Origin of the sequence: Nitrobacter winogradskyi, assembly GCF_006539545.1 — a bacterium.
Lineage (GTDB): Bacteria > Pseudomonadota > Alphaproteobacteria > Rhizobiales > Xanthobacteraceae > Nitrobacter > Nitrobacter winogradskyi_A.
Genome location: NZ_BJNF01000002.1, coordinates 34,627 through 49,496 on the forward strand (window position 1 = coordinate 34,627; position 14,870 = coordinate 49,496).

General features: G+C 63.1%; 12 protein-coding genes. 7 read left to right on the plus strand and 5 right to left on the minus strand.

All coding sequences use genetic code 11. The annotated features are described in order from the left end of the window. Positions 1–26: 26 nt before the first annotated feature. The 6 genes from ftsZ to ligA all read left to right on the plus strand — a co-directional run bounded on the left by ftsZ (position 27) and on the right by ligA (position 8,782). Positions 27–1,856 (plus strand): cell division protein FtsZ, encoded by a 1,830-nt coding sequence (ftsZ, locus tag NWI01_RS00195; RefSeq protein ID WP_141381741.1) that lies wholly within the window; start codon positions 27–29, stop codon positions 1,854–1,856. A gap of 337 nt (positions 1,857–2,193) precedes the next feature. After that, positions 2,194–3,150 carry a UDP-3-O-acyl-N-acetylglucosamine deacetylase gene (gene lpxC / locus NWI01_RS00200; protein WP_141381742.1) on the plus strand — a complete coding sequence of 319 codons (957 nt, stop codon included), beginning with the start codon at positions 2,194–2,196 and terminating at the stop codon, positions 3,148–3,150. 387 nt (positions 3,151–3,537) lie between these two features. Further along, positions 3,538–3,864 (plus strand): hypothetical protein, encoded by a 327-nt coding sequence (locus NWI01_RS19260; protein WP_210242921.1) that lies wholly within the window; start codon positions 3,538–3,540, stop codon positions 3,862–3,864. A gap of 35 nt (positions 3,865–3,899) precedes the next feature. Continuing rightward, entirely contained in the window at positions 3,900–4,796 is an 897-nt protein-coding gene (locus NWI01_RS00205) for an outer membrane protein assembly factor BamD (RefSeq protein ID WP_141381937.1), read from the plus strand. 144 nt (positions 4,797–4,940) lie between these two features. Further along, complete coding sequence (gene recN, locus NWI01_RS00210) at positions 4,941–6,626, plus strand: DNA repair protein RecN (protein ID WP_141381743.1); 1,686 nt, start codon at positions 4,941–4,943, stop codon at positions 6,624–6,626. 5 nt (positions 6,627–6,631) lie between these two features. Further along, the gene (ligA, locus tag NWI01_RS00215) at positions 6,632–8,782 is read left to right on the plus strand and encodes an NAD-dependent DNA ligase LigA (RefSeq protein WP_141381744.1); all 2,151 of its coding nucleotides are present in this window, start codon (positions 6,632–6,634) and stop codon (positions 8,780–8,782) included. A gap of 31 nt (positions 8,783–8,813) precedes the next feature. On the opposite strand, the gene NWI01_RS00220 is transcribed toward ligA, so the two are convergent. The 3 genes from NWI01_RS00220 to galE form a co-directional block, all read right to left on the minus strand. Then, complete coding sequence (locus NWI01_RS00220; RefSeq protein WP_141381745.1) at positions 8,814–9,518, minus strand: fumarylacetoacetate hydrolase family protein; 705 nt, start codon at positions 9,516–9,518, stop codon at positions 8,814–8,816. Between the two features lie 168 nt (positions 9,519–9,686). Continuing rightward, on the minus strand, positions 9,687–11,495 hold the full coding sequence (locus tag NWI01_RS00225) for an ABC transporter ATP-binding protein (RefSeq protein WP_141381746.1): 1,809 nt from the start codon (positions 11,493–11,495) through the stop codon (positions 9,687–9,689). A gap of 119 nt (positions 11,496–11,614) precedes the next feature. After that, the gene (galE, locus tag NWI01_RS00230) at positions 11,615–12,574 is read right to left on the minus strand and encodes a UDP-glucose 4-epimerase GalE (RefSeq protein ID WP_141381747.1); all 960 of its coding nucleotides are present in this window, start codon (positions 12,572–12,574) and stop codon (positions 11,615–11,617) included. Between the two features lie 184 nt (positions 12,575–12,758). Here galE and waaC point away from each other — a divergent pair, with 184 nt between their 5' ends. Beyond that, the gene (gene waaC / locus NWI01_RS00235; protein WP_141381748.1) at positions 12,759–13,703 is read left to right on the plus strand and encodes a lipopolysaccharide heptosyltransferase I; all 945 of its coding nucleotides are present in this window, start codon (positions 12,759–12,761) and stop codon (positions 13,701–13,703) included. On the opposite strand, the gene NWI01_RS00240 is transcribed toward waaC, so the two are convergent. Together NWI01_RS00240 and NWI01_RS00245 are read right to left on the minus strand one after the other, a co-directional pair. Beyond that, the gene (locus tag NWI01_RS00240; protein ID WP_141381749.1) at positions 13,700–14,254 is read right to left on the minus strand and encodes an HAD family hydrolase; all 555 of its coding nucleotides are present in this window, start codon (positions 14,252–14,254) and stop codon (positions 13,700–13,702) included. The two genes, waaC and NWI01_RS00240, sit on opposite strands and share 4 nt — an antisense overlap. Beyond that, the gene (locus NWI01_RS00245) at positions 14,251–14,844 is read right to left on the minus strand and encodes a D-sedoheptulose 7-phosphate isomerase (RefSeq protein WP_141381750.1); all 594 of its coding nucleotides are present in this window, start codon (positions 14,842–14,844) and stop codon (positions 14,251–14,253) included. Before NWI01_RS00245 ends, NWI01_RS00240 begins: the two co-directional genes overlap by 4 nt. Between the last annotated feature and the right edge of the window lie 26 nt (positions 14,845–14,870).

Below are 14,870 nucleotides of genomic sequence, written 5' to 3' on the forward strand. Positions count from 1 at the left end.
ACCGCGCGTGTAATCGAGAGGCAACCATGACCATCAATCTCAACGTTCCCGATATTCACGAGCTGAAGCCGCGGATCACTGTGTTCGGCGTCGGCGGCGCAGGCGGCAACGCGGTCAACAACATGATCACGGCCGGGCTGGTCGGGGTCGATTTCGTGGTGGCCAACACCGATGCGCAGGCGCTGACCATGTCCAAGGCGCAGCGCATTATCCAGATGGGCACCCAGGTCACCCAGGGTCTCGGCGCGGGCTCGCAGCCCGATGTCGGCGCTGCCGCGGCGGAGGAAGTCATCGACGAAATTCGCGACCACCTCTCGGGCGCGAATATGGTGTTCGTCACGGCCGGAATGGGCGGCGGCACCGGCACCGGCGCCGCGCCCGTCATCGCCAAGGCGGCGCGCGAAATGGGGATTCTGACCGTCGGCGTCGTCACCAAGCCGTTCCACTTCGAGGGCCAACGGCGCATGCGCACCGCCGACTCAGGGATCGGTGAGCTGCACAAGGTGGTCGACACGCTGCTGATCATTCCCAATCAAAATCTGTTCCGGGTCGCGAACGAGAAGACCACCTTCGCCGACGCCTTCGCGATGGCCGATCAGGTGCTTTACTCGGGCGTCGCCTGCATCACCGACCTCATGGTGAAGGAAGGCTTGATCAACCTCGACTTCGCCGACGTCCGCGCGGTGATGCGCGAGATGGGCAAGGCGATGATGGGCACCGGGGAGGCGTCCGGCGAGAAGCGTGCGCTCACCGCAGCCGAAGCGGCGATCGCCAACCCGCTGATCGACGACAGTTCGATGAAGGGCGCCAAGGGGCTGCTGATTTCGATCACCGGCGGCAAGGATCTCACTTTGTTCGAGGTCGACGAAGCCGCCACGCGGATTCGCGAGGAAGTTGATCAGGACGCGAATATCATCGTCGGCGCCACCTTCGACGAAAGTCTCGACGGCATCATCAGGGTGTCGGTGGTCGCGACCGGCATCGACCAGGGCACGATCGCGCGCGCTGCGGCCACCCCGGCAATGAAGACGGGATCCGCGGCGCTCGACCCGCGCGCGGCCGAACTGTCTGCGAAGCTTCGCGAGGATAACAAGCGTGCTTCCGCCAGCCTTGCCCAGAAACCCATCGAGCCCCGTCCCGCCGTTCAGCCGGCCCCGGCCCAGGTTCAAGTTCAAGCTCAAGCTCCAGCCGCTTCAACCCCGATCCAGGCCGCCCCATCCGCCGCCAATGTCGATCGAGCGGCGCTGGAGGCGATTGCCGCGGCGGTCGCCGAGCCGGCTCCGCCGCCGGCCGCTCCGGCTCCCGTGCAGCCGGCCTCCTATGGCGACGTCACCGTTCGGCCGATCGCGCAGAAGCCGACGCTGTTCCCGGATCATGAACCCGCGCCGCGCGAGCAGCAGGAGCCGCCGGTGCCGGAAACCTTCATCCCGCAGCCGGCGGAGCGTGCTCCGCTCCGTGCGGCACGGATGCCGAGGATGGAGGAGCTTCCGATGCCGGCGCAGAATGAAATCCGTCAGGCTCGTGGCGAGGTCGAGGAAGAGCATCCGCAGAAGAGCCGGCTGTCACTGTTGCAGCGTCTCGCCAATGTCGGCCTCGGCCGGCGCGATCAGGACGCCGAGCCGCCGATCGCGGGTCGCGACGCCGGGCCGGCCATGGCCCAGATGCCGCCATTGCCGGAGCGTCGGCCGCAGCGCAGCGTCGCCGAGCAGATGGGCAACGATCCGGTATCAGAGTACGCTCGCCGGCCGCCGCCGAAGGGTCTCGACGCCCACGGCCGTCCGGCTCCTGTTGCGCCTGCGCCACAGGGCGACGATCATCTCGATATCCCCGCTTTTCTCCGCCGCCAGGCAAACTGAAAACCTGTAACAAACTGAAACTGGAAAGGGTTCCGTCCTTGCAGGCCGGAGCCCTTTTTCTTATCATCCGTTATCTTGATTTTGTTCTGTATCGCACTGAAAATTCATCAAAAATTAATTTTATCGAGGTCCGCTGTAGGGTCACCGTCCCGCGCTATATTTGGTCATGAGGCGGCGTGATTACGGCGGAGATGGGGTAACAATTGGTAAAGAAGCGTGAGTTGCGCGCTTTAGGACTGCCGGTATGTTTTAGGCGTGACTTTGGGGATCACGAATCGATTCTCAGCCTTTCAGGCGAGAATTCGGCGTTCGGGATAAGTCACTTGGGCCAGGCTCTATGAGATTCAATCGCCAGACGACGCTTCGTTCGCGAGCCACCGTGACGGGTGTCGGCGTTCATTCCGGATTACCGGCCAACCTGACCCTGGGACCTGCGTCGATCGATGCGGGTTTCGTTTTTATCCGCACCTCTCCTGATGGAACCGAGCGCCGGGTGCAGGCCGCTGCGAGATCCGTCACGTCAACCAAACTTGCCACTGTCCTGGGCGATCAGCAAGGTTCTCTTGTCTCCACCGCCGAGCACGTTCTTGCTGCACTGCGTGGCCTTGGCGTCGACAATGCGACCATCGAGATCGACGGACCTGAAGTGCCGATTATGGACGGCAGCTCGGCGGCCTTCGTCGCCGCGATAGATCAGGCAGGGATTGTCGAGCAGTCGGCGGCGCGCCGCTTCATCCAGATTCTAAAACCGGTTCGAGTGACGAAGGGCGAGGCGGTCGGCGAACTCCGACCTTACAAGCGCGGTTTTCGTATCGAGGTCGAGATTGATTTCACCAATCCGGTGATCGGTCATCAGGATTATTCCATCGATCTTAATCCCGAGAGTTTTCGGCGTGAAATCAGCCGGGCGAGAACCTTCGGTTGCATGAACGATGTCGAAAGGCTCCGAAGCGCGGGTTATGCGCTGGGTGCGTCATTGGAAAACTCGATGGTGTTCGATAACGAGCGCCTGTTGAATACCGGTGGCCTGCGTTATGCCGACGAGTGCGTACGACACAAGGTTCTCGATGCGATCGGCGATCTGGCGCTTGCCGGGTTGCCGCTGATCGGCGGCTATCGCTCGGCGCGCGGCGGGCACAAGCTCAACCACGCGGTGCTCACGGCTTTGATGGCCGACCGGACCGCCTGGCGTGTGGTTGAGGATCAGCCGGTGTCGCGTCCGCGCAGTCAGGGCGAAATGGTCGGCGGGATGGTGGGCGGCATGGCTGCAGCCTATGGTCCCAACGTGTCCTGACCTTGGCCGGGTCTCGCACTGTTCAACTCTCGCACTTCATTTAGAGCATCGGACCCGAAAGTGGGAACCGGTTTCGGGATAAATCCGATGCTCAATCAATTAACTGGAGTGGCGGCGCTGATTCCATTTGATCGGCCGCCGCTCTAAGTCGTTCTGCCGTGTATGCGCGCCGACCCGTGTTCGTGCCTTGACCGCTCGTACGGGCAAGCCTTCTGGAACGCAGGCCTCACCGGATCGTGCCCGGCCGTTCTGCCTTAATCCCGGCGAAATACCTGCTTACCCGTTGGTGGACGGTTGGTTTTAGGCTAAACGGAGCGCGGTGCAAGGCGCGGATTCCCGTTGCCATGGGGTTTTCGGAGCGAAGTCCTCGGGCGTGGCACGCTTACAGTGACTTTCGCGGTGAGAAAACGCCTGGAGCGGGATGAGGAAGAGTGTGGTGCGGTTTTTCGCCCGCATCCCGCGTCTCAAAATATTGGAATCGATCACGACGGTGTTGGATCGAATCGATCCAACACCGTCGTGATCGAGCGCGTATTCCGCAAAAGTGGATACCGGTTTTACGATCAGAATAAGTGCAAGTTTTTGATTGAGAGCATTTTCTCCACGCTAACCGGATTCCACTTGGCCGGAAAATGCTCTAAAAACAATGTCTTGAGCTTCACTTCTGATTCAATCAGAAGTGAGAACTGCTCCAGTGCCTGGATTGCCGGATGACGGACCTCGGATTTTCACCAATGCTGGCTAAGCGTATGGCGCTCGGACGGAGCGCTTTCATGGACCGCGCCTCTCTTGGGCGGCTTGGCCGGAAACTGCGGCTCGCCACCTGTCTTGCACTCGCAGCCGTGACCGTGGCCGCGTGCGGGACCGGACCGCTCCTGGACAAGTTCACGGCGAAGGACGAAGAGACCTTCAGCGACGAACCGGCGGACAAGCTCTACAATGAGGGCTTGTTCCTCATGAATAAACAGAGCGACCTCAAGGCGGCCACGAAGAAGTTTGACGAGGTGGACCGCGAACACCCGTATTCGGAGTGGGCGCGGAAGTCGCTGCTGATGTCAGCCTATGCATCTTATCAGGCCGGCGATTACGATACGTGCATCGGCTCCGCGTCGCGCTACGTGACGCTCCATCCGGGCAGTCCGGACGCAGCCTATGCGCAATATTTGATTGCGGTTTCGAATTACGATCAGATCGCCGATGTCTCGCGCGATCAGGCTCGTACCGAGAAGGCGATGCGCTCCCTGGAAGAGGTGATCCGCAAATATCCGACATCGGAATATGCCGGTGAGGCCAAGAAGAAGCTGCAGGGCGCGCGCGATCAGCTCGCCGGCAAGGAAATGGCGGTCGGCCGCTACTACATGGAGCGGCGTGACTATACGGGCGCCATCAACCGCTTCAAGACGGTGGTGACGCGCTTCCAGACAACGCGGCATGTCGAGGAGGCGCTGGCGCGGCTGACCGAGGCCTATATGGCGATCGGAATCATTGCCGAGGCGCAGACCGCCGCGGCCGTGCTTGGCCATAATTTTCCGGACAGCCACTGGTACAAGGACGCCTACGGTCTCGTGACGTCGGGTGGAAGCCAGCCCAGCGAAAACAAGAGTTCATGGATCAGCAAGGCGTTCAGGAAGGTGGGCCTCGGCTAGAGCATGATCCCGATTTTCGGATAAGATCATGCGCAGTCACAAGGATAGGGCTGAAGTGCGGTCCAACGGAGTTGGGTCAGGCTCCAGTCTCTGCATTACGATTTTCCGCATTTCTCAACGGCCTTTGGCAGGAACCGGCCTCCCATGCTTGCGCGCCTTTCGATCCGCGACATCGTCCTGATCGAGCGGCTCGATATCGAGTTCGCCTCCGGTCTTGCGGTGCTGACCGGCGAGACCGGCGCGGGAAAATCCATTCTGCTTGACGCCTTTGCGCTGGCGCTCGGCGGTCGCGGCGACGCCGGGCTGGTTCGCCACGGCGCGGAGCAGGGGCAGGTCACGGCCACGTTCGATGTTCCGAAGAACCATCCGGCCTGCGCCATGCTTGCCGCCAATGACATCGAGAACTCTATTTCGGAAGAATCGGGTGAGATGATTCTGCGGCGCGTCCAGCTTGCCGACGGCCGCACCCGGGCCTTCATCAATGATCAGGCGATCAGCGTGCAGACCTTGAAGGCGGTCGGCGCGACGCTGGTGGAGATTCATGGCCAGCACGACGAGCGGGCGCTGGTCGATGCATCGACTCACCGCCGGCTGCTCGATGCCTTTGCCGGACTGGACACCGAGGTCGCCGCGCTGGAAGTGCTGTGGGAAGCGCGTCGCCGCGCCCGCGTGACGCTTGAAGATCATCGCGCCGGCGTGGAGCGCGCCGCGCAGGAGGCGGAGTATCTGCGTCATGCCTCCGAGGAACTGACACGACTCGCGCCGCAGGACGGCGAGGAAACCGCGCTTGCCGAACGTCGCGCCGCGATGATGGCGGGCGAGAAGATCGCGGCCGACCTGCGCGAGGCGCAAGACGTCGTCGGCGGTCATGGTTCGCCGGTGAGCGTCTTGTCGGCGGCGGTGCGACGGCTCGAACGGCGTGCCGCGAGTTCGCCGCAACTGGTCGAGCCCGCGGTCAGGGCGATCGACGCCGCCATCAACGCACTGGAGGAGGCGGACCAGCACCTTTCGGCAGCGCTCGTCGCCGCCGATTTCGATCCGGCCGAACTGGAGCGCATCGAGGAGCGGCTGTTCGCGCTCCGCGCCGCCTCGCGAAAATATGCGACGCCGGTCGATGGCCTGGCCGCGCTTGCCAAAAAATATGCCGCGGAGGTCGCGCTGATTGACGCCGGCGCGGATCGACTGACTGTTCTGGAGAAAGAAGCGGCCGACGCCGACAAACGTTATGCGGCGGCGGCTGCGAAACTCTCGGTGGCGCGCACCAAGGCTGCGGACAAGCTCGACAAGACCGTCAATGTAGAGCTTGCGCCGTTGAAGCTTGAGCGCGCCAGATTTTCGACGCACATCGACTCTGACCCGTCGACGCCGGGACCGCAAGGCTTCGACCGCGTCGAGTTCTGGGTGCAGACCAATCCCGGCACGCGGCCCGGACCGCTGATGAAGGTTGCATCGGGAGGCGAACTGTCACGCTTCCTGCTGGCGCTGAAGGTGGTGCTCTCCGATAAAGGCTCGGCGCCGACGCTGGTGTTCGACGAGATCGACACCGGGGTCGGTGGTGCGGTGGCCGATGCCATCGGCGCGCGCCTGTCGCGCTTGGCCTGCAAGGTGCAGGTGATGGCGGTGACACACGCGCCGCAGGTCGCGGTGCGCGCCGATCAACATCTGCTGATCTCAAAAGACGCGCTGGATCGTGGCAAGCGCGTCGCCACGCGGGTTGCGACGCTGGCGGAGGATCACCGCCGCGAGGAGATCGCGCGGATGCTTGCTGGAGCCGAGATCACCGCGGAGGCTCGCGCCGCCGCGGACCGGCTGTTGAAAGCGGCGGGATAGTCGCTATGGCGGCAAAGTCCAAAGTGCCTCCGCCCGTCGATTCCCTCACCAGGTCGCAGGCCAGGGTCGAGCACAAACGGCTCGCGCTTGAGATCGAGGCGCATAACGAGCGTTACTATCAGCAGGATGCACCGACGGTCTCCGACGCTACCTACGACGCGCTGCAGCGGCGGCTCGAAGCGATCGAGGCCCGCTTTCCGGACCTCGTCACCGCAAGTTCGCCAACACAGACGGTCGGCGCCGCGCCCGCGCGCGGCTTCGCGAAGGTGCAGCACGCGGTGCCGATGCTGTCGCTCGGCAACGGTTTCAGCGACGAGGAGGTTGCCGAATTCGTCGAACGCATCCGGCGTTTTCTGAAACTCGGCGCGGATGACATTCCCGCCATCGTCGCCGAACCGAAGATCGATGGGTTGTCGCTGTCGTTGCGTTACGAGAACGGCGAGCTGGTGCGTGCGGCGACGCGCGGCGACGGCTTCACCGGCGAGGACGTGACCGCGAATGTCCGCACCATCGCGGACGTGCCGCACAGACTGAACGGCCACAACATCCCCACCGCCTGCGAGTTGCGCGGCGAGGTCTATATGCTGAAAGAGGACTTTCTCGCGCTGAATAAAAAGCAGCAGGAGGCTGGCGATACCGTGTTCGCCAACCCGCGCAATTCGGCGGCGGGTTCGTTGCGCCAGAAGGATGTCGCGATCACCGCGTCACGGCCGCTGAAGTTCTTCGCCTATGCCTGGGGCGAGATGACGGATCGGCCCGCCGGTACCCAACACGACATGCTGGCGTGGCTCAAGGACGTTGGCTTTATCGTCAATCCGCTGATCGAATTGTGCCACAGCGTCGATGAGGTGCTGGCGTTTTATCGCCGCATCGGCGAGCAGCGCGCCACGCTCGGCTACGACATCGATGGCGTGGTCTACAAGGTCGACCGGCTCGATTGGCAGGAGCGGCTCGGCTTCGTGTCGCGAAGCCCGCGCTGGGCGATCGCGCACAAATTCGCCGCCGAGCAGGCGATGACGATCCTCAGGGGCATCGATATCCAGGTCGGCCGTACCGGCGCGATGACGCCGGTGGCGCGGCTCGAACCCGTCACCGTCGGTGGCGTGGTGGTGCAGAACGCCACGCTGCACAACGAGGATTACATCAGAGGCGTCGGCAACGATGGCCAGCCGATCCGCGACGGTATTGACCTTCGCGTCGGCGATACCGTGGTGGTGCAGCGCGCCGGTGATGTGATTCCGCAAGTGGTCAGCGTGATCATCGACAAGCGCCCGGCGAGCGCGAAGCCGTATGCGTTTCCCAATAAGTGCCCGATCTGCGGCGGTCACGCCGTGCGCGAGGAGGGCGAGGCGGTGCGCCGCTGCACCGGCGCGCTGATCTGCCCGGCGCAGGCGGTGGAGCGGCTCAAGCATTTCGTTTCGCGTCTTGCTTTCGACATCGACGGTCTCGGCGAAAAGCAGATTCAGGAGTTTTACGACGACGGTCTTGTCATGCACCCGGTCGATATCTTCACGCTGCGGAAGCGTGATACGCGCGCGACAAAGAAACTGCGCGATCGCGAAGGTTATGGCGAAGTCTCGGTGCGCAACCTGTTCGCGGCGATCGACGCGCGCCGCGGGATCGAACTCAACCGGCTGATCTTCGCGCTCGGCATCCGCCACGTCGGCGAGGGCAACGCCAAGCTGTTGGCGCGACACTACGGCAGTATCGAAAGTTTTCGCAGCGCCATGACGGAAGCCGCGGCGGCGCAGACCGATGAGGGCAATGATTCCGAGGCCTATGCCGATCTCACCAACATCGGAGGCATCGGCGATATCGTGGCCGACGCGGTGGTCGAGTTCTTTGCCGAGCCGCGCAACGTCAAAGCGCTGAACGATCTGCTTGAGGAAATCGAAGTGCTGCCGGTCGCGCAGGCTCGCAGCGACTCGGCCGTGGCAGGCAAGACAGTCGTGTTCACAGGCTCGCTGGAAAAATTCACGCGAGATGAAGCAAAGGCATCGGCCGAGCGCATGGGCGCAAAAACGTCCAGCTCGGTGTCGAAGAAGACCGATCTTGTTGTGGCCGGTCCCGGAGCCGGATCGAAGCTTAAGGATGCCGGGAAGTTCGGCGTGAAAGTGATCTCCGAGGACGAGTGGCTGAAGCTGATCGAGGGATAGCCGATCTTCCGAAGTGCCGTGTCGAGGACGTTCAGGCCGCAGGCTGGCCGATCGTTATCTTTAATGTACCGACGCCGTCGCAGCCGCATTCGATATGGTCGCCCGGATGCAAGGCGGAGACTCCGGCCGGCGTACCGGTCATGATGATGTCGCCGGCTTCAAGCGAGACCTGTTTCGAAAGTTGCGCGATGATCTCCGGCACGTTCCAGATCATCTGCGCGAGATCGCCGGACTGAGCTTCCTTGCCGTTGACCGAGAGCCAGATACGGCCCTTCGACGGATGGCCGATTTTCGCTGCCGGTTGCAGCGCGCTGCATGGCGCGGCGTGATCGAACGATTTTGCGATCTCCCACGGCTGCTCCTTCTTGCGCGCGGCGTTTTGCAGGTCGCGCCGGGTGAGGTCGATGCCGACCGCGTAGCCGTAGACGTGATCGAGCGCGGCATCAGCCGGGATGCGCAGGCCTCCGCTCTTCATCGCGACGATCAGCTCGACTTCGTGATGTAGATCATGGGTGAGAGGCGGATAGGGAATGGTCGCGCCGTCGGCCTCGATCATGTCGGCATGTTTCGCGAAGAAAAAAGGCGGAGTGCGTTCGTCGTTGCCCAGCTCGCGGATATGGTCGAGATAGTTACGGCCGACGCACCAGATGCGGCGGACCGGAAAAAATCCGTCGTCGCCCGCGACCGCGATGACAGGTCGGGGCGGCTCTGGAATCACAAACGGCGATGCGCTCATGCGGTGCTCTCCGCTCTGCCTGCGCTTGCGCGATGAGATCGTCACCGCGGGCAGGTACGATGACATCATAGCGTTTTCGAGCGAAGCGGATACGGATTCGCGTGAAGAAAATGCGACAGATTAAAATCGTGGAGCCCCGCTTTTGATTCCGTCAGAAGCGGAAAGGCTCTAAGCCGACGCGCTCAGGGGAGCCAGCGTCAGCGGCGCTGTCTCCCGATGCTGCAGACGGAAGAACGAAGCATAGCGTCCGCCGCTTCGCAGCAGGTCGTCGTGGCGACCGCGCTCGACGACCTCGCCGTTCTCGACCACGAGAATGGCGTCGGCATGCATAATGGTGTGCAGGCGGTGCGCGATCACGATCGTGGTGCGATCTCGGCACAGATGCTCGATCGCTTCCTGCACCTGCTTTTCGGATTCCGAATCGAGCGCGGCGGTGGCCTCGTCGAGCAGGATGATCGGCGCGTCCTTGATCAGCGCGCGCGCCACGGCGATGCGCTGGCGCTGTCCGCCGGAGAGCTGGGTGCCGTGCTCGCCCACAGGGGTGTCGTAGCCGAGCGGAAAGCCCGTGATGAAGTCGTGGGCGCAGGCGGCTTTCGCCGCCGCGACGATCTCGTCCTCGGTAGCGCCAGGGCGGCCGAACGCGATGTTCTCGCGGATCGTCGCGCGGAACAGGTAGACATCCTGACCGACATAGGCTGTCTGCCGGCGTAGCGATGTCCGCGAAACACCGGAGATGGACTGTCCGTCGATCAGGATATCGCCGTCGGTGACTTCATACAGGCGCAACAGCAGCGCCAGCACGGTGGATTTTCCGCCGCCCGATGGGCCGACCAGCGCCGTCATCCTGCCCGGCTCCGCGATGAAGCTCATGCGCTTGAGAACGGGTTCGTCCGGGCGATAGGCGAATGTGACATCCCGCAACTCGACGCGGGCGTCGGTCAATTGCAGCGCAGGCTTGTCGCTGTCGTCGGGTTCGCTGGCGGGGCTGTCCACGATCTCAAGCAGCTTGCGCGCGCCGATCAGGCTGCTGTTGAGTTCGATGTTGAGACGGGCCAGCCGCTTGGCGGGCTCATAGGCCAGCAGAAAGGCGGTGAGGAAGGAAAAGAACTGGCCCGGCGTCGCGCCCATGGCGACGACGCGATAGCCGCCATACATCAGCCCGCCGGCGATGGCGAAACCGCCGAGCGTTTCCATCAGCGGGCTGGCTCGGTTCGAGACCCGCGCCATCTTGTTGTTGGTCTGCTCGACGGCGGTGATGCTGGCGTCGATCCGCTCGCGCATGGTCTGTTCGAGCGTGAACGCCTTGACGGTCCGAATGCCTTGCAGCGACTCCTGCATCGTCTCCATGATGTCGGCGGTGCCATGGAACTGGCTGTGCGCCAGTCCCTTGATGCGCTTCACCAGCTTGCGCAGCACGATCATCGCGGGCGGCGCCACCAGCGCGCCGAACAGCGACATATATGGATCCTGCATCACCATCACGGTGACGAGTGCGATCAGCGACAGCAGATCGCGCCCCACGGCATTGATCAGCAGGCTGAGCACCTGTGTCACCGAGGTCGCGCCGGCCGTGAGCCGCGCGAGAAATTCCGATGAATGTCGTTGTGAAAAATAGCCGATGCTCTCGCTCATCAGCTTGGCGAACAGGCGGCGCTGATTATTGGCGAGGATCGCGTTGCTGATCTGGGACAGGATCACGGAATGACCGTAGGTCGCCGCGCCCTTGGCCACGAAGATGACGAGCACCACGGTGGACAGCATGAAAATGCCGCTCACATTGCGGTCCACGTAAGCCTGATTGATGACTTCACCGAGCAGATAGGCCGAGGTCGCCGTCGCCGCCGCGGAGACGGCCATCAGCACGAATGCGGCGAGGTAGCGCCGCCAATAGGCCATGCCCTGTTCCGTGACCAGGCGGCGGATAAGGATGGCCGCGCCATAGGGATCATCGGTGATTTTCTTCGGAGGCTCGGTCATCGCGTTCCATTGACGCCGTGAATCGGTTGTCGCCCGCGCGTCAGGGGTGTTGCGAAAGCTCCGATTCAATGCCCGCAATAGCGGCCTTTTTCAAGCCAAAACCGGTTTCGTCCGGCTTGTCAGGCCGATACCGCGAGCGCATCGGTGGCGTGCCGCTGCGCCAGCTTCTCTTCCCAGGCGAGCGCCGCGCGAATCCGGGTCGTATCGGCGATCATGGTCATGATGTCGCCGGGGCGGCGATCGGAATAGTGAACCGCGAAGTTGCGGCCGCAGACCCGGCGCACAGCCTCGATCGTTTCCAGAACCGAGTAGCCGCGTCCGTATCCGCAGTTCAGCGTGGTCGAGCCTCCGCCGTTTCGCAGGTACGTCAGCGCGGCGCGATGGGCCTGCGCCAGATCGCTGACATGGATGAAGTCGCGAATGCAGCTTCCATCGGGCGTCGGATAGTCGGTGCCGAACACGTCGATCTTGGCGCGCTGACCGGTCGCGACTTCAACCGCGATCTTCAGAAGATGTGTGGCGCCCGCGGTCTGCAGCCCGATCCGCGCCTGCGGATCGGCGCCCGCGACGTTGAAGTAGCGCAGCACGACGTAATTCAGGTCGTGAGCGGATGCGACATCGTGCAGCATGATTTCCGTCATCAGCTTCGACGACCCGTAAGGAGAGAGCGGCCGGGTCGGCGCCTCTTCCGCGACCGGCATCTGGTCGGGATTGCCGTAGACGGCGGCGGTCGATGAGAAGATGAAGCGGTTGACGCCGCATTTGACGGCGGCGTTCAGCAGGCTGCGGGTCGTCATCGTGTTGTTGCGATAGTAGGCGAGCGGATCGCGCATCGAATCGGGCACCACCACGGAACCCGCGAAGTGAATGATGCTTTCAATGCCGTGCTGGGCGATGACGTTCTCGACAAGATTTTCGTCCCCGGCGTCGCCGATGAACAGCGGCACGCCCTCGGGGAGCGCCGACGAGAATCCGGTGGACAGGTTGTCGATCACGACGACATTCTCGCCGGCCTCGGCCAGCGCGAGCACCATATGACTGCCGATGTAGCCGGCGCCACCGGTAACAAGCACGGTCATATCTGCTCCTTTCGCCTCAGTTGTGCGGCGGGTACCGCGGTCGCCCAAGTTTCCCATAAAAGGATGGAATTGCCGTATAGCATGACCGTGATCGGCCGGATTTCGTCCGTCCGACCTCGGGATTCGACATTATGGTTGCCAAACTGTAACGGGAACAGGTTCTTCCCTGGCCCTGCGGCAGCCGATGACCGACGTTCTCATCATCAAGACATCCTCGCTCGGCGACATTGTGCATCAGATGCCGGCAATCGTCGATGCGGCGCGCACATGTCCGCGGTTGCGGTTGACGTGGCTGGTCGAGGAGGCGTTCGCGCCGCTGGTGCGGCTGCACCCGTCGGTCGCTGATGTCATTCCTGTCGCGACGCGGCGCTGGCGTTCGCAACTCGGAGCCATCGCCACGTGGCGCGAGATCGGCGCGTTCCGGACGTGGCTGCGTCGGCAGTCGTTCGAAAAGGTGATCGATACCCAGGGCCTGATCCGATCCGCGATCATGACGCGCGTCGCGCGCGGCGCGCGTCACGGCTACGATGCGCGCAGCATTCGCGAACCATTGGCCGCGCGTTTCTACGATGTCCGGCACACGGTCGGTCGCGATCTTCACGCCGTGACGCGCAACCGGATCCTGACAGGTCTCTCGCTTGGGTACGAACCAACCGGGGATGTCGATTATGGTCTCAATTCTCCGGCGCGGATGGGTGGTCAGCGCTACGTCGTACTGCTTCACGGCACCTCCCGGCTCTCGAAAACGTGGCGCGTGGAGGACTGGATCGAAACCGGTCGCTGGCTGCAGACGAACGGATTGCAGGCCGTGCTTCCCTGGGGCACCGAGGCCGAGCGCCTGTTATCCGAGCGGCTGTCAGGAGAAATCGCGGGAAGTCGTGTCCAGCCGCGCCAGAGTCTCGATCTGACCGCGCAGATGATCGGCAATGCGGCGTTGGTGATCGGCGTTGACACCGGTCTGATGCATCTCGCCGCAGCCTATCGGGTGCCGCTCATCGGCATCTATGTCAGTACCGATCCCGGCCTGACGGGGCCGGTCGGCACCGGCCGCATGGCGGTCCTTGGCGGCAAGAGCGGTCCGCCCCCAGCGGGGCAGGTGATCGATGCCGCGGAGGGGTTGCTTGCTTAGATACGTGGTGTGATCGCATCGGATATCTCCGCGAGCACCCGCGCGACGAATGCGTCGAGGTCGCCGCCGGGAAACAGGAAGCCCGGAATTCCCGAGTCGGTCGCGGCTTTGATATCACTGTCGCGGTCGCCGATCGCGAAACTGCCCTGACGCAGCACCGGCCAGTGCCGCATCAGGTCGAGGATCATGCCGGGCTTCGGTTTACGCCACGGATGATCTTCCAGATATCCGGCGACGGTGCCGTCAGGATGATGCGGGCAATACCTGAAGTCGTCGATCCGCGCGCCCTGTGACGCCAGATGGGACTGCATCCACAGGTGCAGATCGCGAACGTTGTCTTCACTGAAGAAACCGCGCGCGATTCCGGATTGATTGGTGAAGATGAAAACGAAATAGCCGGCCTCGTTCAGCCGCCTGATAGCGGGGGCTACGCCGGGCATCCAGCGGATGCGGTCCTGGGTACCCATATAGCAGTCGTCATGATTGATGACGCCGTCGCGATCGAGAAACGCAGCCGGCCCGGAAGCCGGAACGATATCGGCGCGCCTCACGTGCCGCTGCCTCCATCCGCCAGCGCGCGCTCGACGGTATCGCAGATCGCATGAGCCGCGGTCATGTGGATCTGCTGGATCACCGGGGTGTCGTCACTCGGCGCAACGAAAAGGCGGTCGCAAACCTCCCGCAGGCTTTGCCCCTTGAGGCCGGTGAAGCCGACGGTGACAAGTCCGAGCCGTCGCGCGGCGTCAAGCGCCGTGAGAATGTTCGGTGATCGTCCCGAGGTGGACAGCGCCAGCAGCACATCGCCCGGCCGGCCCAGACTCTCGATCTGCCGGCAGAAAATCCGCTCGAAGCCGTAGTCGTTGGAGATGGCGGTGAGGGCCGACGTATCGGTTGTCAGGGCGATGGCGGCGTAGCCCGGGCGTTCCTTCCTGTAGCGCCCGACGATCTCCGAGGCGATGTGTTGAGCGTCGGCGGCGCTTCCGCCGTTGCCGATTAGAAGCACCTTGTTTCCCGAACGCAGCGCGTCGATGATCGTGACAGCAATGTCGCTTGCGGCGGCGAGCAGCGCCGTGTCGTCGGCTGCGCGTTGCAGAGCCGCCAGCGATTGCTGAAAATGGACCGCGATCGGATTCTGGCTCAAGACGCACCTTTGTCACCGTGACGGAT

Bases quoted from the DNA above. Each gene is read 5' to 3' on its own strand.
- ftsZ (WP_141381741.1), top strand. From the start codon at position 27: ATGACCATCAATCTCAACGTTCCCGATATTCACGAGCTGAAGCCGCGG.
- lpxC (WP_141381742.1), top strand. From the start codon at position 2,194: ATGAGATTCAATCGCCAGACGACGCTTCGTTCGCGAGCCACCGTGACG.
- NWI01_RS00205 (WP_141381937.1), top strand. From the start codon at position 3,900: ATGGCGCTCGGACGGAGCGCTTTCATGGACCGCGCCTCTCTTGGGCGG.
- recN (WP_141381743.1), top strand. From the start codon at position 4,941: ATGCTTGCGCGCCTTTCGATCCGCGACATCGTCCTGATCGAGCGGCTC.
- ligA (WP_141381744.1), top strand. From the start codon at position 6,632: ATGGCGGCAAAGTCCAAAGTGCCTCCGCCCGTCGATTCCCTCACCAGG.
- NWI01_RS00220 (WP_141381745.1), bottom strand. From the start codon at position 9,518: ATGAGCGCATCGCCGTTTGTGATTCCAGAGCCGCCCCGACCTGTCATC.
- NWI01_RS00225 (WP_141381746.1), bottom strand. From the start codon at position 11,495: ATGACCGAGCCTCCGAAGAAAATCACCGATGATCCCTATGGCGCGGCC.
- galE (WP_141381747.1), bottom strand. From the start codon at position 12,574: ATGACCGTGCTTGTTACCGGTGGCGCCGGCTACATCGGCAGTCATATG.
- waaC (WP_141381748.1), top strand. From the start codon at position 12,759: ATGACCGACGTTCTCATCATCAAGACATCCTCGCTCGGCGACATTGTG.